The organism is Cupriavidus sp. CuC1, assembly GCF_044627735.1.
GTDB lineage: Bacteria > Pseudomonadota > Gammaproteobacteria > Burkholderiales > Burkholderiaceae > Cupriavidus > Cupriavidus ulmosensis.
This window is the reverse complement of record NZ_JBIUHC010000099.1, coordinates 13072-38575: the sequence shown is the minus strand read 5'-3', so window position 1 is coordinate 38575 and position 25504 is coordinate 13072. Positions and strand designations below refer to the sequence as shown.

Annotated in this window: 24 protein-coding genes and 1 pseudogene; 10 read left to right on the top strand and 15 right to left on the bottom strand. The window is 67.2% G+C overall.

Features of this window, described 5'->3' with window-relative positions; genetic code table 11:
- From ACGLHR_RS33500 to ACGLHR_RS33485, 4 genes and pseudogenes are all read right to left on the bottom strand, one after another.
- Positions 1-209: pseudogene (locus ACGLHR_RS33500) on the bottom strand (hypothetical protein); the annotation flags it as partial.
- A 34-nt stretch (positions 210-243) separates the two neighbouring features.
- Positions 244-1581 carry an HlyD family secretion protein gene (locus ACGLHR_RS33495; RefSeq protein WP_400099203.1) on the bottom strand — a complete coding sequence of 446 codons (1338 nt, stop codon included), beginning with the start codon at positions 1579-1581 and terminating at the stop codon, positions 244-246.
- 894 nt (positions 1582-2475) lie between these two features.
- Positions 2476-4146 carry an amidohydrolase gene (locus ACGLHR_RS33490; RefSeq protein WP_400099202.1) on the bottom strand — a complete coding sequence of 557 codons (1671 nt, stop codon included), beginning with the start codon at positions 4144-4146 and terminating at the stop codon, positions 2476-2478.
- Between the two features lie 98 nt (positions 4147-4244).
- Complete coding sequence (locus ACGLHR_RS33485; RefSeq protein ID WP_400099200.1) at positions 4245-5777, bottom strand: amino acid permease; 1533 nt, start codon at positions 5775-5777, stop codon at positions 4245-4247.
- Positions 5778-6086: 309 nt separating this feature from the next.
- On the opposite strand from ACGLHR_RS33485, the gene ACGLHR_RS33480 reads away from it, so the two are divergent.
- Positions 6087-6971, top strand: a complete 885-nt coding sequence (locus ACGLHR_RS33480; RefSeq protein WP_400099198.1) for a mechanosensitive ion channel family protein — start codon at positions 6087-6089, stop codon at positions 6969-6971.
- Positions 6972-7128: 157 nt separating this feature from the next.
- Positions 7129-8214: a Zn-dependent alcohol dehydrogenase gene (locus ACGLHR_RS33475; protein ID WP_318238035.1), complete on the top strand. Its 1086-nt coding sequence runs from the start codon at positions 7129-7131 to the stop codon at positions 8212-8214.
- Between the two features lie 14 nt (positions 8215-8228).
- Here the strand turns inward: ACGLHR_RS33475 and ACGLHR_RS33470 are convergent, their stop codons facing one another.
- From ACGLHR_RS33470 to ACGLHR_RS33460, 3 genes are all read right to left on the bottom strand, one after another.
- On the bottom strand, positions 8229-8750 hold the full coding sequence (locus ACGLHR_RS33470) for a hypothetical protein (RefSeq protein WP_400099196.1): 522 nt from the start codon (positions 8748-8750) through the stop codon (positions 8229-8231).
- Positions 8751-8885: 135 nt separating this feature from the next.
- Complete coding sequence (locus ACGLHR_RS33465; protein WP_400099195.1) at positions 8886-10286, bottom strand: carotenoid oxygenase family protein; 1401 nt, start codon at positions 10284-10286, stop codon at positions 8886-8888.
- A complete protein-coding gene (locus ACGLHR_RS33460; RefSeq protein WP_400099193.1) occupies positions 10283-10984 on the bottom strand; it encodes a TetR/AcrR family transcriptional regulator in 702 nt (233 codons plus the stop codon). The genes ACGLHR_RS33465 and ACGLHR_RS33460 overlap by 4 nt, the downstream gene beginning before the upstream one ends.
- Before the next feature lie 235 nt (positions 10985-11219).
- Between ACGLHR_RS33460 and ACGLHR_RS33455 the strand changes: the two genes are divergently transcribed.
- A complete protein-coding gene (locus tag ACGLHR_RS33455; protein ID WP_400099191.1) occupies positions 11220-12149 on the top strand; it encodes a LysR family transcriptional regulator in 930 nt (309 codons plus the stop codon).
- Positions 12150-12164: 15 nt separating this feature from the next.
- On the opposite strand, the gene ACGLHR_RS33450 is transcribed toward ACGLHR_RS33455, so the two are convergent.
- Positions 12165-12674 carry a hypothetical protein gene (locus ACGLHR_RS33450; protein ID WP_400099189.1) on the bottom strand — a complete coding sequence of 170 codons (510 nt, stop codon included), beginning with the start codon at positions 12672-12674 and terminating at the stop codon, positions 12165-12167.
- A gap of 77 nt (positions 12675-12751) precedes the next feature.
- Complete coding sequence (locus ACGLHR_RS33445) at positions 12752-13441, bottom strand: helix-turn-helix transcriptional regulator (protein ID WP_318238029.1); 690 nt, start codon at positions 13439-13441, stop codon at positions 12752-12754.
- Between the two features lie 74 nt (positions 13442-13515).
- Here ACGLHR_RS33445 and ACGLHR_RS33440 point away from each other — a divergent pair, with 74 nt between their 5' ends.
- The 4 genes from ACGLHR_RS33440 (at position 13516) to ACGLHR_RS33425 (ending at position 17167) form a co-directional block, all read left to right on the top strand.
- On the top strand, positions 13516-14622 hold the full coding sequence (locus tag ACGLHR_RS33440) for a cytochrome P450 (RefSeq protein WP_400099187.1): 1107 nt from the start codon (positions 13516-13518) through the stop codon (positions 14620-14622).
- 36 nt (positions 14623-14658) lie between these two features.
- Positions 14659-15033: an antibiotic biosynthesis monooxygenase family protein gene (locus ACGLHR_RS33435; RefSeq protein ID WP_400099185.1), complete on the top strand. Its 375-nt coding sequence runs from the start codon at positions 14659-14661 to the stop codon at positions 15031-15033.
- Between the two features lie 7 nt (positions 15034-15040).
- Positions 15041-15796, top strand: coding sequence for a sulfite exporter TauE/SafE family protein (locus ACGLHR_RS33430; RefSeq protein WP_400099184.1), 756 nt, complete (start codon positions 15041-15043; stop codon positions 15794-15796).
- 261 nt (positions 15797-16057) lie between these two features.
- Positions 16058-17167, top strand: a complete 1110-nt coding sequence (locus tag ACGLHR_RS33425; RefSeq protein WP_400099182.1) for an alpha/beta hydrolase family esterase — start codon at positions 16058-16060, stop codon at positions 17165-17167.
- Between the two features lie 13 nt (positions 17168-17180).
- On the opposite strand, the gene ACGLHR_RS33420 is transcribed toward ACGLHR_RS33425, so the two are convergent.
- Together ACGLHR_RS33420 and ACGLHR_RS33415 are read right to left on the bottom strand one after the other, a co-directional pair.
- Positions 17181-17486, bottom strand: coding sequence for a 2Fe-2S iron-sulfur cluster-binding protein (locus ACGLHR_RS33420; protein WP_400099180.1), 306 nt, complete (start codon positions 17484-17486; stop codon positions 17181-17183).
- Positions 17483-18100, bottom strand: a complete 618-nt coding sequence (locus tag ACGLHR_RS33415; RefSeq protein ID WP_400099178.1) for an IMPACT family protein — start codon at positions 18098-18100, stop codon at positions 17483-17485. Before ACGLHR_RS33415 ends, ACGLHR_RS33420 begins: the two co-directional genes overlap by 4 nt.
- Positions 18101-18391: 291 nt before the next feature.
- Between ACGLHR_RS33415 and ACGLHR_RS33410 the strand changes: the two genes are divergently transcribed.
- Positions 18392-20380 carry a PhoX family protein gene (locus ACGLHR_RS33410; protein ID WP_400099176.1) on the top strand — a complete coding sequence of 663 codons (1989 nt, stop codon included), beginning with the start codon at positions 18392-18394 and terminating at the stop codon, positions 20378-20380.
- Between the two features lie 77 nt (positions 20381-20457).
- Here the strand turns inward: ACGLHR_RS33410 and ACGLHR_RS33405 are convergent, their stop codons facing one another.
- A complete protein-coding gene (locus ACGLHR_RS33405) occupies positions 20458-21648 on the bottom strand; it encodes a DJ-1/PfpI family protein (protein ID WP_400099174.1) in 1191 nt (396 codons plus the stop codon).
- 107 nt (positions 21649-21755) lie between these two features.
- Between ACGLHR_RS33405 and ACGLHR_RS33400 the strand changes: the two genes are divergently transcribed.
- On the top strand, positions 21756-22769 hold the full coding sequence (locus tag ACGLHR_RS33400) for a GlxA family transcriptional regulator (protein WP_400099172.1): 1014 nt from the start codon (positions 21756-21758) through the stop codon (positions 22767-22769).
- Positions 22770-22882: 113 nt separating this feature from the next.
- On the top strand, positions 22883-23500 hold the full coding sequence (locus ACGLHR_RS33395) for a DUF938 domain-containing protein (RefSeq protein ID WP_400099170.1): 618 nt from the start codon (positions 22883-22885) through the stop codon (positions 23498-23500).
- Between the two features lie 385 nt (positions 23501-23885).
- Here the strand turns inward: ACGLHR_RS33395 and ACGLHR_RS33390 are convergent, their stop codons facing one another.
- The 3 genes from ACGLHR_RS33390 to ACGLHR_RS33380 form a co-directional block, all read right to left on the bottom strand.
- A complete protein-coding gene (locus ACGLHR_RS33390; protein ID WP_318238249.1) occupies positions 23886-24386 on the bottom strand; it encodes a fumarate hydratase in 501 nt (166 codons plus the stop codon).
- 170 nt (positions 24387-24556) lie between these two features.
- A complete protein-coding gene (locus tag ACGLHR_RS33385; RefSeq protein WP_400099168.1) occupies positions 24557-25156 on the bottom strand; it encodes a DUF1439 domain-containing protein in 600 nt (199 codons plus the stop codon).
- Between the two features lie 102 nt (positions 25157-25258).
- The gene (locus ACGLHR_RS33380) at positions 25259-25462 is read right to left on the bottom strand and encodes a SlyX family protein (protein ID WP_400099166.1); all 204 of its coding nucleotides are present in this window, start codon (positions 25460-25462) and stop codon (positions 25259-25261) included.
- Positions 25463-25504 lie beyond the last annotated feature (42 nt).

Sequence of the window (25504 nt, the reverse complement as noted above, 5' to 3'; positions counted from 1 at the left end):
CCGGGCATCGCTGGTCCCTGTCCTGCCACCGCCGCGACCCGCGCGGCAATGGCCTGGCATGCGCCCGCCAGCAACTGCTCCCGCGCTTGCGTTGGCGGCGCCTGCGCGCCGGCGGCGGGCGATGCCAGCAGCGTGGCCAGCCCCGTCACGCTGGCCAGCAGCAACGGCGGCAGCAGCCAGCGGCGTAAGGTGAGTGAAGCCCTGTTCATGGCGGTCTCCTGCCTTGCGTCGGGTTTGCGGCCATCAGATCAGCGTGCGCATGTGGCCCCACCACGGCTGGTCCAGGCTGACCTTGGCCCAGCGGCCCATCGCGCAGCGGTCCGCCGAGGTGGCCGCGCCCTGTTGCGGCGGCGCCGGCAGCGGCTTGTCCAGCTTGGCGATCAGGTAGATCTCGTTCTTCTCGATGGGCGGGAACGGCACGAAGTAACGCGCTTGCTCGCCATCCGGCGCGCGCGGCAGGATCTCGGCCACCTTGCCGGACATTGGCGTGCCAACGCCGTCAACGCGCACCGTGACCTTAGCGCCGGGCAACATATCGTTGCTCAGGCTGCGCGGGAATACCGCCACCACGCGGGGTTGCGCGCAGTTGGTACTGCGCAGCAACGTCGCGCCGGCCGCGACGCGCGTGCCCGGCGGCGCGAGCACGTCCTGGACCATGCCCGTATCGTAGGCCTTGATATCCAGGTTGGACATGCGCTGCAGACGCTGCTCTTCCTCCGCGATCAAGGTGTCGACCGACTTGCCGTACTGCTCGAGCTGGGTCAGCTCCGCCTGGAGCTGGGTGATCTCCGCCGTCAGCTCGTCATGCCGCTGCGCCAGCGTGGACACCGCGCCGTCGGTGCTGGAGAGATACACCTTGCCCTTGGCCGCCTGGCTGCTGCTGAGCGCGTTGTCGAGTTCGGCGCGTATCGCCTCCTTGGAGTTCGACAGGATCGACAACTGGTAGCGCGAGGCATTGGTGTAGGCCTCGCTGACCGCGCCCGCCCATTGCATGGCCTGGTTGCGGTTCACCACGTCCTCCTGCTGGTCTACCTGTTCCCTGGCGACCGCCATGCGCGCTTCGATCCCACGGATCTTGGCGGCATGCTCGGCCTGCGCGGCAGCCTGGTACTTCTTTGTCTCCTGGTCGGTTGCGGCGAGGCGGCTCTGGTCCCCTTCGAGCTTGGCCTTGGCGGCGTCGTAGCGTTGCTGGGTGTCGAGCTTCTTGCCGGTCAGTTCGACCAGCAGCGCGCGGTCGATATTGGGATTCTGCACGCTCATCAGCGTGTCTCCGGGCGCGAAGGATGTCCCCACCGCAACGTGCTGGCCAGCGACAACGCCTTCGACCGGCGTGGTGACCAGGTTGACCGGACCATCGACCACGGCGCGTTCCGATGAGCGCGTGAACACTGGCGGGAACATCACGGTCAGGATCACCCAGACGATGAAGATGGCCACGGCGTAGCTGGTCAGGCGCGGCACCACATGCCAGAGCGGGCGTTTGCTCAGTTCGCGGCCGCCTCTCGCGGGTGCCAGTTCGTCCGTGCGTAGTGTTGGCAGATGCGTGGCCGGCGGGCGGCTGTGTTCCAGTTTTTCGCTCATGGCATCCTCTTTGGCAAGTTCGCGCGATGCGGGTTCGCAAAGACAAACGGCAAGCCGATAGCATCGGGCGTGTCCGCGAGACCGCTCGTTCCTGGTAAAACCTGTCCCCCAATTTATTTATCCGCGATGCGTTGTGTTGCAGCCCAGCCGGGCCGCTTGCGCACCTTTGTGTGGGCCGGGGCGTACCGGTCCGTTGATTGCCCGCGCTCCGGCTGACCGCCGGAGTGGGGCGATTGCGCATGGCCCAATGGCCATAAACGACACTCGCGGATGCGCAGGACTCGTGTTCGCTGTGCGTTGGCGAGTGAATGAAGGCTAGCCAAGAAGACCGGCGGCTGCTGTAAAAAGATGTAAGAGCAGCATGTCACACCGTTGATTGCGCCGGCATCTGACATCCCCTTTTCTGTGCGCGCGGAGGCGTGGCTTTCACATTTATCCGGCCAGATTTTCGAAGGATGAGGTTCTTCGTCCAGATCCTCGGTGCATTATTTCGTGCAGCAGCACGATCGCTTTTTTTTGTAATGTGCGCGCGCGTCACGCGAGCTCGCAGTGAACGCCATGGAGCTGGACTGCCCCGCGGCCGGTTTGCAACAGGAGCCGGGGGCGGGGCGAGCGCAAAGAAGAAGGGCCGGCGCAAGGCCGGCCCCAGACTGCTGACAGAGCCGGATCTGTGTTGTCGTGCTCCCCTCTCCCGCGCGCGGGAGAGGGGCTGGGGGAGAGGGCGGGCGCTCGTCACGCCTGCGTGCTGGAAAACACCATGGGCTTCGCTTCAGGTGGCGCCTAGCCAAACCGCCCCTCTCCCCAACCCTCTCCCCGTGAGGGGAGAGGGAGCGACTGTAGTGGTCAAGTCTTTAGCCGCGCGGCTGTCCTCAGCCTTGTGGCATCAAGTTCCGCTCAGGGCTTGTCGGCCTGCGCGTACACCCGTTCACCCGCCACCCATGTCTGGGTCACGCGGGTCTTCCAGATCTCGGCCGGCGCCACCTTGAACAGGTCCTGGTCGACCAGGATGAAGTCGGCCCACTTGCCCGGCTCCAGCGAGCCCAGCGTCTTTTCCTGGTGCTCCGCATAGGCGGCGTCCAGCGTGAAGGCGCGGAAGGCCTGGGTCAGGGTCATGGCTTCCTCAGAATGCCAGCCCTTGATCGGGCGGCCTTCGTGGTCGGTACGCGTGACCGCTGCGTGCAGGCCGTAGAAGGGATTGGCAGACTCCACCGGGAAGTCCGAGCCGCCGGCGATCACGGTGCCTTGCTTGAGCATGGTCTGCCAGGCGTAGGCGCCCTTGATGCGTTCCTTGCCGATGCGGTCCTCAGCCATGTTCATGTCGCTGGTGGCATGGGTGGGCTGCATCGAGGCGATCAGGTCGAGCTGCTTGAAGCGCGGGATGTCCGGCAGCGCTACCACCTGCGCGTGCTCGATGCGGTTGCGCAGTTCGCGGCCGCCGACTTCCTTGTAGGCAACTTCGATGGCGTCCAGCACCTGGTGGTTGGTGGCGTCCCCGATGGCGTGCACGTTGACCTGGTAGCCGGCCTTGATCGCCGTCTTGACGCTGGCTTGCATGGCCGCGTCGCTCATGAACAGCAGGCCGCTGTGCACATGGTCATCCGAGTAGGGTGCCATCAGCGCCGCGCCGCGGCTGCCGAGTGCGCCGTCGCCGTACAGCTTGACCGCGCGCAGGTAGTAGCGGTCGTTGCCGTAGCCGGAGAGCGGGCCTTTGGCGGAGAGCGCCTTGAAGTCGTCGCCGGTGTCGCGGATCATGCCGTAGATGCGCGTGGTCAGCTTGCCCTGGTCGGCGAACTCGCGGTAGATGCGGTCCTCCTGCGCGGTCACGCCGGCGTCGCCCGCGGCGGTCAGGCCGAGCGCGTTCATGTGCGCCAGCGCGGCGGCCAGCGCGGCGCGGCGGTCGTCGTCCGAATACGGCGGGATCACGTTGTTGACCAGCGCCATGGCCTTGTCGACCAGCACGCCGGTGGGGTTGCCGTTGGCGTCGCGCTCGATGCGCCCGCCCGCCGGGTCCTTGGTGTCGCGCGTGATGCCGGCGGCCTGCATGGCCTTGGTGTTGAGCCAGGCGGCGTGGCCGTCCACCCGCACCAGGCGCACAGGGCGGTCCGACACGGCGGCGTCCAGTTCAGCCGCGGTGGGGAAGCGGCCCAGCTTCCAGTTGACCTGGTTCCAGCCGTAGCCCAGCAGCCACTTGCGCTGCGGGTTCTTGTCACCGTAGGCGCGGATCATGCCCTGCGCTTCCTGCAGGTCCTTGGTACCCGATAGCGAAATCTCTGTGGTCTTGAAGCCCAGGCGGAACACGTGGCCGTGTGCATCGATCAGGCCCGGCAGCAGGGTCTTGCCCTGGCCGTCGATACGCTTGGCATCCGGGTATTGCGCGCGCAGCGCGGCGGCGTCGCCGGTGGCCAGCACCTTGCCCTGGTCGAACACCAGGCCGGTGAAGCTGGCGACCTGGTCGTTCTTCAGGGTGTAGCCCTGCACGGATTCGATCAGGGTAGGCGCGGCGTGGGCCGACATCGTGAAGCCGACGGCGGCTGCCAGCAGGCTCTTGCGGATCGCGTGTTTCAAATCAACTCTCCTTGTTGTTGTAGTAGTAGTAGTACAGCGCTTTGGTTTTCTTATGTGCTCTCAGGATTTACTGCTTGCTGCTTGCTACGGGCTGCTCATTATTCGCCGGTCGCCGTGGCGGGCAGGCGAGCGCCAACCGTCTCGCTCCGGGCGGGCAGCAGCGGCGGGAATTTCATGTCGGCATAGCGCACGAAGCGCGTCTTGCGCACGATGCGGTAGCCCAGCCAGATGGCGAGGAAGATCGGGATGCCGATATAGGTGGCGGTCACCGCCACCCAGTCGATCTTGCCGTCCATGAAGGCCTGGTAGTTCTGCCCGAGCGTGACGATCAGGCACAACGCAAAGGCGAAGATCGGGCCGTATGGGAAGAAGGGGGAGCGATACGGCAGGCGGGAGAGGTCCAGCCCCTGCGCCACAAAGCCGCGGCGGAAGCGGTAGTGGCTGATGGCAATGCCGAGCCAGGCGATGAAGCCCGTCATGCCTGACAGGTTCAGCAGCCACAGGTAGACCGACTTGCTCTCGAACATGGAGGTCAGGAAGCACAGCGCGCCCACCGCGGTGGTGGCCAGCAGCGCGGCCAGCGGCACGCCGTTGCGCGTCAGGCGCGCGAAGAGGCGCGGCGCGCGGCCTTCGGTCGCCAGGTTGTAGAGCATGCGGGTGGAAGCGTACATGCCGGAGTTGCCGGCCGACAGCACGGCGGTCAGGATCACGGCATTCATCACCCCGGCGGCAAATGCCAGTCCCGCATGGCGGAACACCAGCGTGAACGGGCTCACGCCCACCGTCTCCACATCGCTCTTGAGCAGGCTGGGGTCGGTGTAGGGAATCAGGATGCCGATGATCAGGATCGCCAGCACATAGAACAGCAGGATGCGCCAGAACACCTGGCGCACGGCGCGCGGGATGTTCCTGGCGGGATCGGCCGATTCACCGGCGGCCACGCCGATCAGCTCGGTGCCCTGGAAGGAAAAGCCGGCGATCATGGCCACGCCGATCATCGCCGGCAGCCCGCCGACGAAGGGCGCGTCGCCCGCCGTCAGGTTCACCAGCCCCGCCGGCACGCCTGCCGTATCGCCGTGCAGGATGCCGAAGATCATCAGCACGCCGATGACGATAAAGGCGATCACCGTCACTACCTTGACCAGTGCGAACCAGTACTCGGCCTCGCCAAAGCCGCGCACGGAGATGGCATTGAGCAGGAACATCAGCGTGAGGAACAGCGCGCTCCACAGCAGCCCGGGCGTATCCGGGAACCAGTACTGCATCACCAGCTGCGCCGCCGCCAGCTCCACGGCGATGGTCACCGCCCAGTTGTACCAGTAGTTCCAGCCCAGCGCGAAGCCAAAGCCTTCCTCGACGTAAAGCGCGCCGTAGGTGGCGAACGATCCTGACACCGGCATGTACGCCGCCAGCTCGCCCAGGCTGGTCATCAGGAAGTACACCATGGCGCCGATCAGGATGTAGGCCGCCAGCGCGCCGCCCGGGCCGGCCTGCGCGATGGTGGCGCCGGAGGCCACGAACAGCCCGGTGCCGATCGAGCCGCCGATGGCGATCATGGTGAGATGGCGCGCGCGCAAGGTGCGGCGCAAGGCGGGTGGCGGAGGGTGGGAGGCGGGTTGCTGGCTGGTCATGGATAAGAGGAATTGGAGCGCTGAAGCCGTATGTGCCAGCGTGGCCCGCATTGACTGACGCTGCCGGCGCTGCCGGCATCCGACCGGGGCCGGCCGGCATGACGCTGGATAAGCGGAATAAGCAGGATACGCAGGATAAGCGGGATACAAGGCAAGACATTTACCGGCTGGTACATTGGGCGGCATCATAAGAGAAAACGCCGCCCGGGGAAAGGCGCGGGGCCGGGCCGCGGCAGGTTTTGCGCTGGTTGCAGTGCGGCATGGCTAGAATCTGGGGTTTGCATCCTCGCGGTATCCGGACCGATCCTCATGAACCTGCCCTTCAACGACAGCTATCTTCTACACATCGCGCTCAGCGTCGGCATCGTGCTGGCCGGCATGCTGGCCGTGAAGTTCATCAACCGCTTTTTCCAGGCCCGCCAGCAGGCGGACAAGGACAACCGCGGCAGCTATCGCACCTGGACCGTGGCCTCGCGCAATGCCGTGGCCGCGGTGGTGTTCCTGTTGCTGCTGGGCATCTGGGTGTCCGAGCTCAAGAGCGTGGCGATCTCGCTGACCGCCTTCGCGGTGGCTCTCGTGATCGGCGGCAAGGAACTGGTGATGTGTTTCCTTGGCGCCTTCCTGCGCATGATGGCGCGCCCCTTCCAGCTCGGCGATGTCGTGGAGATCGGCCCGCATTCCGGCGAGGTGGTGGACATGGACGCGCTCACCACCACGCTGGTGGAGATTGCCGGCGCGCGCCAGTTCACCGGCTCCACGGTACAGATTCCCAACAGCATGTTGCTGACGGTCGCCGTGCGCAACCACTCCCAGGCGGGCAAGTACACCCTGGACACGCTGCGCATCCCATTGCCCGAGAAGAGCGACCCGGACCGTGTCGAGGCAGACCTGATCGCGATCACGGAGGAGGTGTGCGCTGGTTTCCTGGCTGAGGCCCGGCAAAGCCTGCAGGAATACGGCGGCTCGCGCTTTCTCGATCTCTCGCAGTTCGAGCCGCGCGTGATGTTCGAGGCCATGGCGGCGGACCGGCTCGATGTGCTGGTGCGGTTCCCGGTGCCGGTGGCCTCGCGGCTGTCGATCGCGCAGCAGATCCTGCGCAGGTACCACCAGCAGCGCAACGCGGAACTGGCGGCAGCGGCAGCGGCAGCGGAGCCCGCGCCCGCGCAGCAGGACAAGGCGGCGTCGCATTCCTGATTCTTGAGCGTCTGGCCGGGCGGCAGGCCGGGGGCGGGAACCGTTTTATGGCTTCACTGAACGGCGTTTCGGTTGTATGGTAGCCGTGCCGCCGCCGTTGCCGGGGACGGGAGTCGTAGCGAATTGTGTCGAACGATATCGAACAACGAGGAGACCCATGAAAGCCGCTGTCCTGCATCAACCGAAGACCCCGCTTGTCATCGAAGACGTCGCCATCGGCAAGCCGGGCCCGCACGAGGTGCTGCTGCGCACGGCGGCGGTGGGCGTTTGCCACTCGGACCTGCATTTCCTAGATGGCGCCTATCCCTTCCCGATGCCGGTGGTGCTTGGGCATGAGGCGGCCGGCGTGGTCGAGCAGGTGGGTTCCGAAGTGCGCACGGTCAAGCCCGGCGATCATGTGATCACCTGCCTGTCGGCCTATTGCGGCCATTGCGAGCACTGCCTGACGGGCCACCTGTCGCTGTGCGTGGAGCCCGACACCAAGCGCCGCGAGGGCGAGGAGCCGCGTCTGCTGGCCAAGGGCGCGCCCATGAACCAGTTCCTGAACCTCTCCGCCTTTGCCGAGCAGATGCTGATCCACGAGCACGCGCTGGTGGCCATCCGCCGCGACATGCCGCTGGACCGTGCCGCGCTGATCGGCTGCGCGGTGACCACCGGCATGGGCGCGGTCATCCACACTGCCCGCGTGAGCCCGGGCGAGACCGTGGCGGTGATCGGCTGCGGCGGCATCGGCCTGGCCACCATCAACAGCGCGGCCATTGCCGGCGCGGGCCGCATCATCGCCATCGACCGGGTGCCCGGCAAGCTGGAGCTTGCCAAGCAATTTGGCGCAACCGATGTGATCAATGCGGCTGACGTGGATGCGGTGGAAGCCGTGCGCGAGCTTACCCGTGGCGGCGTGCACCACGCGTTCGAAGCCATCGGCCTGAAGCAGACCGCCGAGCAGGCCTTCTCCATGCTGCGCCGCGGCGGCACCGCCACGGTGATCGGCATGATCGCGCCGGGCGTGAAGATCGAGATCAAGGGCACGGACTTCCTGGCCGAGAAGCGCATCCAGGGCTCGATGATGGGTTCCAACCGCTTCCCGGTGGACATGCCGCGGCTGGTGGATTTCTATCTGTCGGGGAAGCTCAAGCTGGACGAGCTGATCTCGCGCCGCATGCCGCTGGAGAACATCAACGAGGCCTTTGACGAACTGCGCCGCGGCGAGCTGGCGCGCTCGGTGATCATGTTCGAGCATTGAAGCCCGGCGGCGGCCTAGGCCGCCGTCTCACCCGCCGCGGCTTCGGCCGCCCGCCGCACGGCCGCCGGGTAGCGCACCGTGAAGATGACGGCGCCGGCGAACGCAGCCACCGTCGCCGCCACATCGACCCACAACGGGATCGCGCTGACGTATTCCGCCGCCGCGTCGGCGGCCACCATCACGGCCAGGGCGGCGGCCCACGCCAGCGTGATATGCCGGTTCACCGCCAGGAAGCGCGGCGAATCCCAGTATTCCTTGGGCACCTGCTCGCGGGCATATTGCAGCGTGAACGGGCGTCCGATCGCCAGCGAGACCAGCACGATTGCCAGCAGGCCGGCGTCCACCGCGAGCCGCACCGTGGCCACGGTCCATTGAGGCGCGGCGATGACGGTATAGAGCAGCAGCAGCGCGAACAGGGCCAGGCTGCCAAGCTCCAGCACCTTGAGCGATTCGCCGCGCCGCCGCCGCGGCCAGGCCGGCGAGCGGCGAGATGCGCCGCATGGCGATGAAAAAAGCGACGAACGGGGCAAATCCAATCAGCATTCCCATGCTGCTCTCCTTGAGTCGGTGTTGCGGCCCGGATCATGCCCGGCCGCCAGGCAGTGGACGTCGATGGACGTCAGTGCGTGTCTCGGTGCGTCTCTTATTGCTTGTTGTGTCGTGTCGCGGGCTCAGTCCGCGCCGTGCCAGTTGCCGTGGAAGCCAAACGGCACGCGATGCGAAAGCTGTACCGTGGCCACCGGTCCGTCGGCCACGCCGCCGGCGTCGAACACCACCAGGTCGCTGCGGACCTCGGCGCCTCGGTAGACGGTGGCCAGCAGCCAGCCATCGCCTTCGGCGCTGTCGGCCGCGCGCGGCACGAACACCGGTTCGGAAAAGGCATCGCCCGCGGGCAGCTGGTAGGTGGCGCGCTTGCCGCTGCGCATGTCCAGATGGGCCAGGCTGTCGTAGCCGCCGCGCTCGCTGCTCTCATGCCGGCGGAAGACGTAATAGCCATGGTGATAAGGCAGCGTGGAGAAGCGCTCATCGAAGCGCGGGAACTCGCCCGCCGTGTCGTCCAGGTACTCGCGCGTGAAGGTATCCGACTTGCCGGCCATGTCGAAGGTCCAGCGGCACAGCCGCGCGCCGACGCCGGTGCCGCTGCCGTTGGGATTGAAGATGGGGGAGGATTCATACTGCATCACGTCGGCGATGACCTTGTTGCCGGCGTCCCAGGCATTCATCACATGGAACACGTAGCAGGCCTCGCCGCGGAACCAGCGCATCTGCGCGGTGCCACCGTTGCGCGGCATGATGCCGATGTGCGAGCCCTTTTGCGGCTCCCACGCGTAAGCCGGCTCGCCGCGCATGGCGCGCTCCATGCTGCCGGTGAGCGGCAGGATGGGAAACAGCACATGCTTATGCGTGACCATGAAATCGTGGACCATGCTGGGGAACGGCGCTTCGAAGTGTTCGAGGCGCTGCAGCTGCCCGTTGCGATCCACCACGCCGTAGCGCATGCCGGGGGTGAAGGGGCCGTCGGCCGAGTACGCGAAGAACACCATCTCGCCGGTCACCGGGTCCACCTTGGGGTGCGCGGTCATGGCACCGGTGAGCTTGCCGCCGTAGTCGACGTCGCCGCGCGTGGCGAGGGTCTCGGCGTCCAGCTCCACGGGCAGGTCGGCCTCTTCCAGCGCCAACAGGCGCCCGGCGTGACAGAGGATATTGGTGTTGGCCACGCCGTCGTTCTGCCCGAGCACCGACGGATCGGTGGTGGCCGGGTTGCCCCAGCTGCCGAACAGCGCCTGCCCCGCGGCCTGCTCGCGCTGGAATTTGTTGGTGCGCACCCAGCGGTTGCGGTAGCGCACGCGGCCGTCCTCGATATGGAAGGCGTGCACCATGCCGTCGCCGATAAACCAGTGGTACTGCGCATCGCGCGGGGCGTACTGCGGGTTTGGCCCGTTGCGGTAGAGCGTGCCGTGCAGCGCGCGCGGCAGCTCGCCCAGCACCGGCAGGTCGGGTGCGTCGCACTCCATCAGGATGGGGGCGAAGTTGCCGCTGAGATAGGGGGTGGACGGGAACGGCTGGCTCATTGGTTGCTCCTTTTGCTCTGCTGCCGGGTTGGCTTCGGCGTAGCCGGGGGGATGGGTTCACTACTGGCTTCGTGACCCGCTTCGTGACCGGCTTCGGGCATGGGCACGCGCATGCCCGAAGCCAGCAGCCGCAACATCTCGGCGTGAATGACGCGGAAATCGGGGTCGCCGGGCAGCTTGCCGGCCAGGCGCAGCATTACCAGCCCGTGGATCGAGGCCCAGATCACATAGCTCAGCACCTGCGGGTCGCCATGGATCAGGCCGCGCTCCACCATGGTCTCCAGGTGCGCGCTCATGGTGCGGCGCGCACGCGAACCGGCGCGTTCCAGGTCCGGGTAGCGGTCGTCGCCCGGCTGGGTCATGTCGAACATCAGCCGGTAGGCGTTGGGCTCGGCAAAGGCAAAGGCGAGGTACGCCTCGCCCACGGCGCGCGCGCGCTCGCGCGGCTCGGCAACGCTGGCACCGGCGGCCTCAAGGGTGGCGGCGAAACGGTCGAACGCCGCCGTGCGTACCGCCGCCAGGATGTCGTCCTTGTCCTTGAAATAACGGTAGGGCGTCATCGGGCTGCAGCCCAGTTCCTCGGCGAGCTGGCGCATGCTCACGCTGGCCACGCCGCCTTCGGCGAAGCGCCGCTCAGCTACCGCGCACAGGCGGGCCTTGAACGCGTCGATCTCTTCCTGGGTGAGGTTTCTTGCCATGTCTGGTGGTTTGAGGCGATGAGTACGTGTGCTGATTGATACATTCGCCATCCGCTTCAACGATGCTTCGGCAACGATAATTTACAGTGTAGATTTACGATGTAAATAATCAAGGAGAGATTTGGAGGCATATCTGCCCGTTAGTCGCCAGCGCGTCATTGTTCGCCGTATGGGACAATCCCCTGCATTGACGCGCACTGCTCACGCTGCGCGCCATGGGCAACGGGGATGGCGCATGAAGACGATCGAATGGAAGGACTGGGAGATTTTCTGCCGGGTGGTGGAGGGCGCCAGTTTTACCAAGGGGGCGGAGTTGGCCGACGTACCGAAGTCATCCGCCAGCGCGGCGGTGTCGCGGCTGGAAGTGCAGTTGGGCGTGCGCCTGTTCGAGCGCACCACGCGCCGCGTGCGGGTGACCGAGCGGGGCCAGCAACTCTATGACCGGGTCGCCCCCCTCTTTAACGAACTGCGCGAGATCAGTGCCGAGGCGGTGTCGGTCAGCGAGCAGGTCAGTGGCACCCTGCGCATCTCCACGCCCTACGAGGTGGGCTCCCTGCATATCTCGCCCAGCCTTACGCTGCTGCTGCGGCTGCATCCCGAGTTGCGCGTGGAGGTGGACGTGAGCTGGGAGCAGCCTGACCTGGTCGAGCAGGGCTACGACCTGGCTTTCGTGATGACGACTACCGGGTTGCACGACAGCTCCTTTGCCAGCAAGCGCGTGGTGCGGATCGAGCGCGCCTTCTTTGCCGCGCCATCGTTGATCCGCGCGCGGGGCTTGCCGCGCACGCCGCAGGAGCTTGCCGGCTGGCCCATGCTGGGCGATGCCGAGGACCGGCGCTGGGAATTCCTGCGCGATGGTGTGGAGGTGGCCAGCATGGCAGTGGAGCCGCGCATGCGCACGCAGAGCGCGGAGATCCGCCTGAAGGCCGCGACGGATGGCCTGGGCGTGGCGCGGCTGTCGCCGCGCTATGCGCAGGATGAGCTGGAGCAGGGCCGGCTGGTGCGGGTGCTGCCGGCGTATACGTCGTCGCCGCTGAAGGTGTTTGTGCTGATGCCCGCGCGCAAGTTGATGCCGGCCAGCGTCAGGGCATTCCTGGAAGTGCTGGAGCGGACCTTGGGCAGCACGGACCGGCCGGGCGCGGTTGGGGTCGGGCTGACCGGCTGATCGGCCCCTGCTGGCTCAATACGGCTGGTCGCCGGTCCTGATCTCCAGGCCCAGCGTTTCGGCCACGGTGGTCATTTCTTCGTCATCCTCGCCGCGGGCGATCCAGCCCGCATAGGCATCGCCATCGGTGTTCCAGTTCCAGAGCGTGATGCCGGCCAGCCGCAACTGTTCATGAGCCAGTTCCATCAGTTCCGGCACGCTGGCCTTCTCCAGGAACGCCTCGTCCTCCGGATCCTCCACGCCCCAGTCCAGCTCGATATCGACCCTGGCGCACAGCTCGTCCATGCAGCTGATGAAGGACGTGGCGTCCTTCCAGTCCACATAGAAGCCCGCTTCCCAGTCGATCACGTCCTTCAGGATCCAGAGCAGCTCCTGGCCTTCGACCGCATCCGCGTCGTCCGAGTTGGCGAGGGCTTCGTCGAACAGCATCTGGTGCTTCTCCACCATGGCTGCGTCGTCGAAGTTGATCAGCTCGATCAGGCGCCAGAGCGCCTCGCGCACCTCGTCATTCAGTTCGTCGCTCATCGCATCAGCCCTCCATCGGTGCGGCGCCGGCTCGGCGCATTGAAAACGGTAAAAGGTATCCAGGCCCGCGCGAACGCTCAGCCGGCAATGCGCAGGATCTCGCGTTGCCCGCGCGGCGTCACGCGCAGCGCGCGCGATGTGGCCGTGGGCTCGATCCAGCTGTGGGCCATCATGCTCTCAAGCAGCGCCGCGCCAAGCGCGCCGCCAAGGTGCGGCTTGCGCTCGCTCCAGTCGGGGCAGGTGCAGGCAAACTGGCGCCGCTTGCGGCGCGCGAGATCCAGGTCCACGCCAAGCTGCACCATGCCCGCACTGCCGCTGTCGGTGAGGTCCACCGCCGTGCCGTCCACCACGATCCAGCTGGCATGCGACATGCGTTCGAACAGGGAAACCGCTAGCTCGCCCGCCAGGTGGTCATAGCAGGTGCGCGCCTGGCGCAAGGCCGCCGGCGCGGTGCGCGATGCGGGCACCGCGCGCACGCGCGGCGGCTGGCTGGCCAGCGACGCGCTGGCGAGCGCCTCGATGGCTACGCCGATTTCCGGCGTGGCGAGCCGGTAGTAGCGATTGCGGCCGCGCGTCTGCACGGCGAGCAGGCCGCCTTCACTGAGGCGCGCAAGGTGGCCGCTGGTGGACGATGCCGACAAGCCGGCTATGGCCGCAAGTTCGCCCGCCGGGCGGGCGCTGCCGTCCATCAGCGCCCACAACATGGCGGCCCGTCCCGGGTCGGCAAGCAGGCCGGCCATCTGGCTGATGCTGGGAGCGTATTCCATAGTTCATTCCGCGATGAAACAACGATCGCAGTATAGACGCATACTGCCCGTTATCAACCTCGTTGCCAACCGCCATGCCGATGCCCCCCGATCCGCTAGCCGCCGTGACCCATCCCGATCCGGCGCCGTACTACCGCACCCTCGCCGCACAGCGGCCCTTCTATCGCGATGAAGCGCTCGGGCTTTGGATCGCCGCCGGCGCCGCCGAGGTGGAGGCCGTGCTGGCCCATCCCGCCTGCCGCGTGCGGCCGCCCGCGCAAGCCGTGCCGCCAGCGCTGGCAGGCAGTCCGGCCGGCGCGTTGTTCGGCGGCTTGATCCGTATGAACGATGGGGATTGGCATGCGCCGCTCAAGGGCGTGCTGCGCAAGCGCATGGCGTGCCTGGAGCTTGCCGGCATGGGCTCGCGCGTCTCAGCGCTGGCGCAGGAGATGTCGTTCGATGCCACCCAGCCCGGTGCCTGCGTCAACCGTTGGATGTTCACCTTGCCGGTGTTGGCGGTAGCCGATGCACTCGGCTTGCCGGTGACCGGCAAGCCTGGCGTAGCGGGGCAGGTGGCGGCCTCCGCGCGGGCCATGTCGCCGCTGGCCACAGCGCCGGAGATTGCCGAAGGGAGCGAGGCCGCCGCCTGGCTCCAGGCGTGGATGCGCGCGCGCCTGTCATCCGCGTCGGCGCTGGACACGCTGGTGCAGGAAGCGTTTGCGGCTGGGGTGGCACAGGAGATCATTGTCACCAATGCCATCGGCCTGCTGATCCAGGCGTGCGAGGCCACCGCCGGCCTGGTCGGCAACATGCTGCTGTGCCTCGGCCGGGATACGTCCCATGAGCGGGAGCTGCCCGCGTTGGACAGCGTGGCCGCGCGCGTGCTGCGGGAGGATCCGCCGGTGCAGAACACCCGCCGCTTCCTGGCTGCCGATGCGCGCTTGTGCGGGGCGGACCTGAAGGCGGGCGATGCGGTGCTGGTCGTGCTGGCGGCCGCCTCACTTGAAGAGAGCGAGGCGGCGACGCCTGCGCCCTGGACCTTCGGGCGTGGCCGTCACGCGTGCCCTGGCGATGCGCTGGCGTGCGCGGTGGCGCAGGCCGTGGTGGCCGCGCTGCTGGCGCGTGGTGCGGATGCGGCGTCGCTGGCGCGCGCATTCCGCTATCGGCCCTCGGTCAACGCACGCATTCCGCATTTTCTGTGAAGCAACGCTAAAAGCGACAATCAAAGGACCCCCACCATGATCGCAGTCATCTTCGAAGTCGAGCCCGCCGAGGGCCGCAAGGACACGTACATGCAGATCGCCGCGCAACTGCGGCCTACGCTGGAGGCGATCGACGGCTTTATCTCGGTGGAGCGCTTCCAGAGCCTGACCAACCCGGGCAAGCTGCTGTCGCTGTCGTTCTTCCGCGACGAGGCCGCGGTCATGGCGTGGCGCAATACCGAGGAGCATCGGCTGGCGCAGTCGGCCGGGCGTGGCGGCGTGTTCGCGGGCTATCGGCTGCGCGTGGCGCAGGTGCTGCGCGACTACGGCCTGAACGAACGCGACCAGGCGCCGGCGGACAGCCGCGCCGTGCATGCCCCCATTGCGGCGCCCACGTCGCCGGCGGAGTGAAGGGGACATGGAATCGATTTTCCTGAATGGGCAGACCACGCTGATCGGCTTCACCTTCTTGCTTGCCGGCCTGGTCAAGGGTGTGGTGGGGCTTGGGCTGCCTACCGTGGCGGTAGGGCTGCTGGGGCTGGCGATGCCGCCGGCGCAGGCCGCGGCGCTGCTGGTCGCGCCATCGATGGTAACCAACGTCGTACAGCTCTACACCGGGCCGCGGCTTGGCGAACTGGTGCAGCGGATGTGGCCCCTGCTGGCTGCGATCTGCGTGGGCACGTGGCTGGCTGCCGCGCTGCTGCCGCCCAGCCTGATGGTGCATGCCACCGCATGGCTGGGCGTGGCGCTGGTGCTGTACGCGGCGCTGGGGCTGGTTGCCTTCCACCTCAAGGTGCCGACCGCCGCCGAGCGCTGGCTGGCGCCGCTGATCGGCGTGGTCACCGGCGCGATCACGGCGGTCACGGGCGTGTTCGTGATTCCGGCGGTGCCGTATATCCAGGGGCTGGGCCTGGACCGGGAGACGCTGGTGCAGGCGCTCGGCTTGTCGTTTACGGTGTCCACCATCGCGCTTGCGGTGAGCCTGGCGATGAACGGCGCGCTGCTGCACACGCCGGTGCTGGGGGCATCGTTGCTGGCGCTGGTGCCGGCGCTCGCCGGCATGTTCATCGGCCAGTGGCTGCGCCATCGCATCAGCGCGGCGCGCTTTCGCAAGCTGTTCATTTGCGGGCTGCTGCTGCTCGGGGCCGAGCTGGCGCTGCGTGGGTTTTTCTGACCGGGAGGGAGGCGAAGGCGCACGCCTTCGGGGGTGTGCGCGCTACGTGCCGGTGCCGCTATTGGGTGCGCGCCGCGTCGTCCTGTAGGAATGCACCGACGTGGCGCGGTTCGCACGGAATAGGGCTGACAGAGCGTCCTTGCGCGCGGCATACTGGCTGCTGCGCTGCAGCGAAACACTGTGCATCCACGCGAGATGTGCCTTGGAGGCAGCGCGTTCCCGCAACCCCGCGCTGGAGATGCCGCCAATGGCATATCGCCGATGACACGACGCAAAAGCAGCGGCACCAAGCTCTGGAATACGTTGAGCAAGATCGCCACCCGCAATGTCCGGCGCGCGCAGCGCACGGTCACGAAGTCCGCGATCCGCTCGGCGGTCAAGCAGGGCGAGGCGATGAGCAAGGCCGCGCAGCGCGTGCTGACCGGCGTGGCCTCGCCGGTGCCAACGCCAATCAGCCGCGGTGGCGGACGCTGGGAGGAAGGCAGCTGGGGGCTGGGGCCGCTGGTGCAGCGCCGTTACCGGGTGTTTATCCCGCCGGGGGTGAGCGCCTCGCGCCCAGCGCCCTTGCTGGTGTTGCTGCATGGCTGTGGCCAGGACACGGCCAGCTTTGCGGCTTGCACCCGCGCGGCTACGCTGGCGCGCAGCGCGGGCTGCGTGGTGCTGATGCCGGAGCAATCGTCGCAGGCCAACGCACAGCGATGCTGGAACTGGTTCCGCTCTGCTGCGCGCGTGGTAGCCGAGGCAAGCTTGTTGATGTCGATCGTCGAGCATGTCTGCCAGCAGCATCCGGTTCGCCGCGAACGCGTCTTTGCGCTTGGCTTGTCGGCGGGCGGGGCCATGGCGGTGATACTGGGGCTGCGTTACCCGGACCGCTTTGTCGCGGTCGGCTCGCATTCCGGGGCGGTGCCGCTCAGCGCGTCCAACGCCGCGCAGGCGGCGCGGGTCATGCACGGCAAGGGCCATCCCGACGTGGACGCGGCGCGGTTTCAACTGGCGGGGCGCCGCCCGCCGCCCTTGCTGCTGCTGCACGGCGATGCCGATCGCGTGGTGCACTTCGACAACGCGCTGGCCTGCGCCGCGCTCTGGCAGCAACTGCTGGCGCAGCCACCGCTGCTGGCAAAGCCGCGCCGGGTCCAGTGCGGCCAGCGCCGTCCCTACAGCATCTTTCCCTGGTCGAGCGAGGGCGAGCCCTACATCCGGCTGGTGCGCATCGAAGGGCTCGGGCACGCGTGGAGCGGTGGCCCGTCCAGCCAGGCCTTTGCCGATCCGTCCGGTCCCGATGCGTTACGTATCGCGTGGCAGTTTTTTATGCAGTGCCTGGAGGCGCGCGAGCGCGCCGCGCCAAGGCGGGTGCGCAAGGTGGCTGCCTGACGCCTATGCCGCGCTAGGGTGCCTGCGGCGTTTCCATCACCACGTCGCTCTCGGGATACGCCACGCACGGCAGGATATAGCCCTCGTCGCGCTCGTCGTAGCTCACGCCCGGCCACGCGATGCGGTAGCCGATCCGCCCGGCGGACAGCCGGCACAGGCAGGTGCGGCAGGTGCCGTTGCGGCAGGAGCTGGGGAATTTCAAGCCGGCCTGCAACGCGGCTTCGAGCAGCGTCTGCGTGGGCAGGGCGGGAAAGGTGCTGCCCTGCGGCTCCAGGCGCGCCACAAAGGCCACCGGGGCCGCGCTGGTGCCGTTGCTCATGACTGCCCCTCGTCCTTGCCCTCGTCCGCTTCCGGAAAGCGCGCACGGCCATGGGTGGCGTCGCGCAGCGCCGCCCGTGCCGGTGCCAGCAGGCTGGCCGGCAGCCGGATGGTCAGCCGGGCAGCCGCGCCGTGTTCGGCATGTGCCAGCACGTGGCTCTCCTGCTCGATCCAGCGGCGCACGCGCGCCTCGTCCGCGTAATCCACCTCGGTAGCCAGCTCGGCATAGGCGATGCGCTCGATGCGCTGCGCATCCTTGAGGGCCACGGCAATCGCGTCCGTATAGGCCCGCACCAGCCCGCCCGCACCTAGCTTGACGCCGCCGTAATAGCGCACCACGGCCGCCAGCACGCCTTCCAGCTCATGGTGGCGCAGCACTTCCAGCATGGGCCGGCCGGCGGTGCCGGATGGCTCGCCATCGTCGGACATGCCCGACTGGCCCCCCGCGAGCAGCGCCCAGCAGACATGGGTGGCGGTGGCGTGGTCGGCACGCAGGCGCGCCACTTCGGCCATGGCCGCGGCGCGGTCGGGCACGGGCAATGCATAGCCGATGAAGCGGCTCTTGCGGATTTCCAGGTCTGACTGGACGGGAGAAGCGAGGGTGTAGGTCGGCACGGGTTAGGCCGCGTCACGGCGCGCCATGAGCGGCGCCGGCGGGCGGAAAGCTAAAGGAATCGGGGCCCCGGGTTGGGGCCTGCGCCAGTGTACCGCAGCCGCCCCAGTCGCCCGGATTGTGCGAGAGGCCTCCTGGATGTCTGCAAGTTAAGTCAGTTTCAACAGGCTGTAACAAATCATTCATAGGATGCGTATCGGCCTGAACGGTGCGCGGTTGTCCCCACGAGCGCGCGGCACGGCAGCGCACCCGCGCGCCGCCCAATCATTCACATAACGAAACGGGAAAGAAGAATGCTCGACAAACCGGACGCATCCCGCCGCAAGGCGCTTAAATTCCTGGCCGGCGCACCCATGCTGCCGCTGGGCCTTGGCGCTACCGCCTTCCTGGTCGGTTGCGGTGGCGATGGCGACGCAATAGCCGCTCCGGCGCCGACGCCCGTCACGCCTGCCGGCGCCACGTTTACGACCGCCGAGTTCACCGGCATGGCGGCGCCCACGCTGAACAACGCCGCTGCGATGGCTACCACCACGGTGGGCTCAAGCCTGAAGGTTTCGTTCAGCGACGGCAGCAGCCAGACCTACAAGCTGGCCTACCAGCCCTTCTTCGTCACCGGCGACATGGTCCCGGACGGCAAGGGCGGCAGCATCCTCGCCGGCGGCTACTTCGACATCAACAACCAGCCGATCATCGACAAATCGGTGGCCGGCAAGGAACGCCAGTTCTACTCCGACTCGCCCGACGGCACCTCGCTGCTCAAGATCGACGGCGCCAAGGTGGCCGGCGTGAAGGGCAACACGGTGTTCGCCGTGGTCCAGTTCGAGTACACCACGCGGGACCAGTCGGGCGCGGATGCCTATGGCCGCCTGCCGTCCCCGATCGGCGTGCTGACGCTGGACCAGGACCCGGCCACCGGCAAGCTGACCCTGGTCAAGTACCACAACGTCGACACTTCGGCGGTCAATGGCCTGTGGATTACCTGCGGCGCCAGCCTGTCGCCATGGAACACCCACCTGTCCAGCGAGGAGTACGAGCCGGACGCCTTCACGGCCAGCGCCAACGCGCAGTTCCTGGCGTTCAGCAAGAGCCTGCTCGGCACCTCCAGCGTCGTGGCCAACCCGTACTTCTACGGCCACATGCCCGAAGTCACGGTCAATCCCGACGGCACCGCCAGCATCAAGAAGCACTTCTGCATGGGCCGCATCTCGCACGAGCTGGTGCAGGTGATGCCGGACAATCGCACCGTGCTGATGGGCGACGACGCCACCAACAGCGGCCTGTTCATGTTCGTGGCCGACAAGGAGAAGGATCTGTCCGCCGGCACGCTGTACGTGGCCAAGGTGGGCGCGGGCTTTTCCATCGACCCGGCCGCCGCCGGCGCCGACCTGACGTGGGTCAACCTGGGACACGCCACCAGCGCTGAAGTCGAAGCCATGGCCAAGTCCAACCTGCCGACCGACATCATGGACGTGCGCACGATCGACCCCGCGGACGCCAGCTTTACCAAGATCTTCATCAGCGGCACCGCCAACTGGATCAAGGTCTACCCGGGCAAGGAGAAGGCCGCGGCCTTCCTGGAAACCCACCGCTACGCCTTCCTGAAGGGCGGCAGCATGGGCTTCACCAAGATGGAAGGCACCACCGTCAACATCAAGGACAAGGTGGCCTACTCCGCGCTGCAGAACATCCAGGACTCGATGGTCAACGGCAACACCGCCAAGGGCTGGAACGCACAGAGCGGCATTTCGGTGCCGGCGGCGCTCAAGGCTGGCGGCGTGATGCAGCACAACCTGACCGGCGGCCAGAAGGACCTGGACGGCGCGGCCATCAACAGCGAATGGGTGCCGGTGCACACCAAGGCGTTGATCGTGGGCAAGGACACCGCCGCGGACGCGCTCGGCAACCTGGCGGATCCGGACATGATCGCCAACCCGGACAACCTCAAGTTCTCGGAAAAGCTGCGCACCCTGTTCATCGGCGAGGACAGCAGCCAGCACGTCAACAACTTCCTGTGGGCCTACAACGTAGACACCAAGAAGCTGTCGCGCGTGCTCTCGACCCCGGCCGGCGCGGAATCCACCGGCCTGCACGCGGTGGACGAGATCAACGGCTGGACCTACATCATGAACAACTTCCAGCACGCCGGCGACTGGGGCAGCCTGCACGCCAAGGTCCAGGCGACGCTGGATCCGCTGGTGCGCGCCAACTACAAGGACCGCTTCGGCGCCGCGGTTGGCTACCTGACGGCCGAGACCACGAGCGTCAAGACCAGCAAGGCGTAAGCGCGGCAAGATAGCGCGGGATAGCTTTTTCCCATGCGCCGCAAAGCCCCCGGTGACGTTGTCATCGGGGGCTTTTCTTATTCCGAATCCGGATCCCGATCCCGCCTGGTAGCTGGCTCGCGGGGACGGGGATACTCCAGTTGCAGGGCGACGAATTGCGCGGTGGCGCGACCGTAGCGGTCCTGGATTCCGGCCAGGGCCGCATCCAGCGCCGCCGCCGGCAAGCCGGCGTATGCCGGCAAGTCATGGCGGCCGGTCGTGCTGGTGGCAGTGGCGTCGGCCTCAAGCCAGAGCCCCCGGCGCGAGCGCAGTGTTGCCGCCGTGCCCAGCGCCAGTGCCTCGGAGCGGTAGGTGCGCGACCAGGCATCCGCCTGCAGCGCCAGTGCGATCTCGTCGAAGCCCGGTGCCACCGCGATGCCGATGGCTTCGTGCCGCCACCAGGCGAGGCGATTCGAGAGCGCAATGCCGATGCTCGCTGCGCCCAGCTTGAAGGGCGCGGAGTCGTGGAGCGGGCTCCACTGCGCCACGCCGAGGCGTGCCGCGGTGGCCACCGCCACCTGCCTGCCGGAAATCGCCTCGACCAAGGCCAGCGACAGCGGCAGAGACGCCGTCACGCCGCTAGAGGTGACAACGTTGCCATCCGCCAGGTAACGCCTGTCGCGCACCCAGCGTGTGGCTGGAAATTTCGCGGCGACACTGCGCATGGCATACCAATGTGTCGTAGCCGAGCGGCCATCGAGCAACCCGGCATTGGCGACCACGCGTGCGCCTTCGCAGACCGCCACCACGAGCGCTCCCCGCTGCGCCTGCGCGCGCAGCCACGCCAGCGTGGCGGGCGTGTCGTCGCTATGCATCGCCGGCACGATCACGATATCCGCGCCCGCGGGAAAGGCCGCGTCGAAGCCCGCCACCGACAGGTCGGCCCGCACGCGCAGGGCCGGCATCAACGTGACGGTGCCTGCATCTGTCGAGACGGCATGCACGTCGGCCACGTCCGCCTCTTTCAGTACCGCGAAGGGAATCACGAAATCGGTCACCTCGGTGCCGGCGTTGTCGGCCAGCACCGCGACCACTGGCCGCGCGCGCCCGGCCTTGGGCGCCGGCAGGGCGATCGTCGCCGGCATGCCTGGCGGCGACGCGGCTGCGGCGTGACTGGTTCCCGTGGGCGCGCTCGAGGCGGGAGGATGCACGGCGGGCTTGAGGCAACCGTAAAGCGAGCAGATGCACAGCGCGAAGGCGGCAAGGCGGGTCATGATGGCGTAGTGCATGGTGTCCTCGGTTGGTGCGGTTGGTGCGTTTTGCGCCAGGTGCGCATAGCTCGAACATACCTCCCGACGGGGCTGGCAAAAAGGCCAGAATTGCCGCATTCTTTGCCATGGCTTATCTACAGCGAACAACACGAAAGGTGGTAGTGCTCGGCTTCGAGGGCGTCCAGTCGCTCGACGTGGTGGGGCCGATGGAGGTCTTCGCGGTGGCGAACCTGCATAGTCCCGCGGGCCGCAAGCCTTATGAGGTCAGGCTCGCCACGCAGGCCGGCGGCGAACTTGGGACGCATGCCGGCCTGCGCCTCGCCGGCGCGGTTGCGCTTGCCGACTTGCCGGAGCGTATCGACACGCTGGTGGTCGCGGGCGGCAGCGAGCAGAGCCTGCGCCGCGCCGCAGCCGACCCGGACCTGCTGCTCTGGCTGCAGGCTCGCGCCCGGCATACGCGTCGCATCGCCAGCGTTTGCACGGGGGCGTTCATGCTGGCCGCGGCCGGCTTTCTAGACGGGCGCCGTGCCACCACGCACTGGAATGCGTGCGGCTTGCTGAAGGCGCTGTGCCCGGCGGTGCAGGTCGAGCCTGACGCGATCTTCGTAGCCGATCCACCCTTCTATACATCGGCCGGGGTGACCGCCGGCATCGACCTGTGCCTCGCGCTGGTCGAGGCCGATTGCGGCCCCGAGCTGGCGCTGGCGGTGGCGCGCGAGCTGGTGCTGTTCCTGCGGCGCCCTGGCGGGCAGTCGCAGTTCAGTACCGGCCTGCGGCTGCAGGGGAGTGCCACGCCCAGGCTGCGCGCATTGCTGGCGGCCATCATCGACGACCCCAGGGGAGACCTGAGAGGGCCGGCGCTGGCGGAGCGCGCGGGCATGAGCGAACGGTCGCTCGCGCGGGCATTCGCCAGGGAGACCGGCGAGCCGCCTGCCCGCTTCGTCGAAGGTGCGCGCGTGGAGCGCGCCAAAGCCCTGCTGGAGGGCTCGGGCTGGCCGCTGGAGCGCATTGCCGAGCGCGCAGGCTTTGGCAGCGTGGACGCTTTGCATCGCGCCTTTCTCAAGCGCATCGGCGTCACCCCCGGCGAATACCGGGAACGTTTCGGGCCACCGCCTCGCGGGCCGGCGCAGGCGAGATAGGGGCGGGCGCCGCCATGCCTGCTACGCTTGCGGTATCGAGCCGCGGGGCCAATGCGCCCTTGCAGCCCAGACCCAGACCCGGACCCAGACCCCAACCCTGCAGGAGCAACAAGATGCCGAACCAAGACGGCCAACACGACGCGCGCCGCATGGCGCCGGCCACCGACCGCAACCGCGACGCCATCCTGGCGGTGCTGCGCAGGGTCTTGCCGCAGAACGGCCTGGTGCTGGAGATCGCCAGCGGCACCGGCCAGCACGCCGCCTATTTCTCCGCCGCGCTGCCGGGGCTGACCTGGCAGCCGAGCGACCCGGACGCTGCAGCGCGCGAGTCGATCGCGGGCTGGGCGGAGCACGCCGGGCTGGCCAATGTGCTCGCGCCGCTGGTGCTGGACGTGCGCCAGCAGCCCTGGGGCATCGAGGCGGCGCAGGCGGTCGTCTGCATCAACATGATCCATATCGCGCCGTGGGCGGCGGCCGAGGCGCTGTTCGCCGGCGCCGGGCGCTTGCTGCCCGCCGGCGGCGTGCTTTACCTGTACGGCCCGTATCGGCGCAACGGCGAACATACCGCGCCGAGCAATGCCGCTTTCGATGTGCAGTTGCGCAGCGCGAACGCGCAATGGGGCGTGCGCAATATGGAAGACGTGATGGCGCTGGGTGAGGCCGAGGGCTTTCGCATGGACGAGCCAATCCCGATGCCGGCCAATAACTTCAGCCTGGTATTCCGCAAATAGGAGCCGCATCGCCAAATGCTGGCGGATTGAGCCGCGTGCAATGCGTGGCCGAAATTCGACAAACCGGGTTTGAGGAATGGCGGAGCGTGGGGTTAAGTTTTCGCCGTATTGTCGTTTGGCGTGCCACCTTAAGCGTTGGCTTAAGACGCGGCGAAACTCTTGGCGGGCAATGGGGAAAATGACGGGCGAAGCCAGGCGGCGCTAATCGGGAAATGCCGATCGGCCAGGGCTGCTTGAAAAAACGGGGACGTTGACTGGAGATGTCCGGCCGGCCCTGCAGGGCGCCAGCCGGTTCGCACAAAAGTGGTGCGCGGCGGGGACCGGAGCACCGCGCGGATTACCGCGCGCATGTCCGGGCCACCTGCCGCGCTGGCCCTCGCGCGATTTACTTCGCGGCGACAGGCGCTTCTGCCTCGACCTTGACGGCCACGGCCTTCTTCGGAGCTGCCGGCTTGCGGGCTGCCTTCACGACGGCCTTCTTCGGTGCGGCTGCCTTCGGAGCAGCTGCCTTCGGAGCGGCGGCCTTCGGTGCTGCTGCCTTCTTGGCGGCGGCCGGCTTTGCAGCCTTCTTCGCCACGGCGGCCTTCACCACCGGCTTCTTCGCAGCCGGCTTGGCCTTGGCCTTTTGTGCAGCCAGCTTTTCCTTGGCGGCTTGCTTCTCAGCCAGCACGGCCTTCTTGGCGGCTTCAGCAGCGGCCTTGATTTCGCGCTTTGCGGCTTCGATCGCCTTCTTTGCATCAGCGCGCAGCTTCAGCAGACCCTTCTTTGCAGCGGCCAGTTCGCGAGCCAGCACGCTGGCCTTCTTTGCCGGAACTGCTGCCTTCTTGGCGGCTGCCGGCTTGGTCTTTGCTGCTGCGCTGGTTGCGACTTTCTTTGCTACGGCCATTTGTATTTACCCGTTAGTTGTGGAGCGCGGAGTATAACCGGTCGCGCGACATTACTCGCGCGACGTGAATTTACCGGGCGAATTTCTGGTATGAATGCGTGCGCGGATACAACATGTCTTGCACGGCGACGGCATCGGTATTTGATGCAAATAGGGGGGACGTATTGCGTTTAACGCGTATTGACCTGGACTTTGATGCCGTCGGCCAGCACGGTAATGGCGCCCGGCTCCACATCCTTGCCGGCAACGTGCAATTCTTCCGGCTTGAACGTGTAAAGCGGGTAGTCGCGCAGCAGTTGCTGCGCCACGACCGCGCCGATAGCGTTCAGTTGCTCGCCATATTGCGCCGGCATACCGGCGACCTGGACCCGTTCGACGGAAGGATTGTCGAGCAGCACGGCGCGTTTGGCCGGATCGTATTTGAGTCCGCTGCTCAGTGAAAGCGTGCCGTTGATCGGTGGCGCAGGCAGCAAGGTGTTGCTGACCTGTGCATCCACCTGGGTGGTCACGCGGTTGTTGGCTTCGTCGAGCAGCAGGCGCGGATGCGTCAGCTGGACGTCGAGCACCTGGGCGTAGCGCAACGTTGCGGGGAAACGTTTGTCGACGGCGTCCTGCAGTTCCTGGCGGGAGAATGTGTAGTCGCCGGTCCAGACGTTATAGCCGGCCCAGGCGCTGGCGGCGCCCAGCATGGCAAGCGCGCCGGCGGCGGCGGTGGCTTTGAGCGTTGTCAGGGATTTGCGGGGCCGGGTGCGGCGTTGCGTCGTCGGCATGCTGCGGTGCCTCCAGGTTGGCGTCTTGCGCGTTATCCCTTCTGACCGCGACTGCACCGGCTTCGTTCAATTGTTCAGTCGGGCTGCGGCCCGTTCGCACTATCAATAATGCGGCGGGAGTTCGTGCTGGGGGCCGTTGTCGCCACCGCCCGTGCCGCTGGAGCGCACCTGCTGGTAGAGGGCCTGGAGCTGTTCCTGGAGCAGGTCGATCTGCCGCTGCTGGCGCGCCACGGCGAGATTGAGCGTGTCGAGCAGGTCGTCCTGGAAGGCAACCTTGATTTCTAGTTCGGTCAGGCGGGATTCCATCTTGTGTTCTCCATTGGGCCGCGCATTGTAAGGCAGGTGCGG

Coding starts and splice junctions, on each gene's coding strand:
- ACGLHR_RS33465 (WP_400099195.1), bottom strand. CDS start 10,286: ATGAGCCAGCCGTTCCCGTCCACCCCCTATCTCAGCGGCAACTTCGCC.
- ACGLHR_RS33480 (WP_400099198.1), top strand. CDS start 6,087: ATGAACCTGCCCTTCAACGACAGCTATCTTCTACACATCGCGCTCAGC.
- ACGLHR_RS33485 (WP_400099200.1), bottom strand. CDS start 5,777: ATGACCAGCCAGCAACCCGCCTCCCACCCTCCGCCACCCGCCTTGCGC.
- ACGLHR_RS33425 (WP_400099182.1), top strand. CDS start 16,058: ATGACACGACGCAAAAGCAGCGGCACCAAGCTCTGGAATACGTTGAGC.
- ACGLHR_RS33400 (WP_400099172.1), top strand. CDS start 21,756: ATGGCTTATCTACAGCGAACAACACGAAAGGTGGTAGTGCTCGGCTTC.
- ACGLHR_RS33455 (WP_400099191.1), top strand. CDS start 11,220: ATGAAGACGATCGAATGGAAGGACTGGGAGATTTTCTGCCGGGTGGTG.
- ACGLHR_RS33450 (WP_400099189.1), bottom strand. CDS start 12,674: ATGAGCGACGAACTGAATGACGAGGTGCGCGAGGCGCTCTGGCGCCTG.
- ACGLHR_RS33380 (WP_400099166.1), bottom strand. CDS start 25,462: ATGGAATCCCGCCTGACCGAACTAGAAATCAAGGTTGCCTTCCAGGAC.
- ACGLHR_RS33435 (WP_400099185.1), top strand. CDS start 14,659: ATGATCGCAGTCATCTTCGAAGTCGAGCCCGCCGAGGGCCGCAAGGAC.
- ACGLHR_RS33495 (WP_400099203.1), bottom strand. CDS start 1,581: ATGAGCGAAAAACTGGAACACAGCCGCCCGCCGGCCACGCATCTGCCA.
- ACGLHR_RS33405 (WP_400099174.1), bottom strand. CDS start 21,648: ATGCACTACGCCATCATGACCCGCCTTGCCGCCTTCGCGCTGTGCATC.
- ACGLHR_RS33440 (WP_400099187.1), top strand. CDS start 13,516: ATGCCGATGCCCCCCGATCCGCTAGCCGCCGTGACCCATCCCGATCCG.
- ACGLHR_RS33410 (WP_400099176.1), top strand. CDS start 18,392: ATGCTCGACAAACCGGACGCATCCCGCCGCAAGGCGCTTAAATTCCTG.
- ACGLHR_RS33390 (WP_318238249.1), bottom strand. CDS start 24,386: ATGGCCGTAGCAAAGAAAGTCGCAACCAGCGCAGCAGCAAAGACCAAG.
- ACGLHR_RS33430 (WP_400099184.1), top strand. CDS start 15,041: ATGGAATCGATTTTCCTGAATGGGCAGACCACGCTGATCGGCTTCACC.
- ACGLHR_RS33385 (WP_400099168.1), bottom strand. CDS start 25,156: ATGCCGACGACGCAACGCCGCACCCGGCCCCGCAAATCCCTGACAACG.
- ACGLHR_RS33445 (WP_318238029.1), bottom strand. CDS start 13,441: ATGGAATACGCTCCCAGCATCAGCCAGATGGCCGGCCTGCTTGCCGAC.
- ACGLHR_RS33460 (WP_400099193.1), bottom strand. CDS start 10,984: ATGGCAAGAAACCTCACCCAGGAAGAGATCGACGCGTTCAAGGCCCGC.
- ACGLHR_RS33395 (WP_400099170.1), top strand. CDS start 22,883: ATGCCGAACCAAGACGGCCAACACGACGCGCGCCGCATGGCGCCGGCC.
- ACGLHR_RS33475 (WP_318238035.1), top strand. CDS start 7,129: ATGAAAGCCGCTGTCCTGCATCAACCGAAGACCCCGCTTGTCATCGAA.
- ACGLHR_RS33420 (WP_400099180.1), bottom strand. CDS start 17,486: ATGAGCAACGGCACCAGCGCGGCCCCGGTGGCCTTTGTGGCGCGCCTG.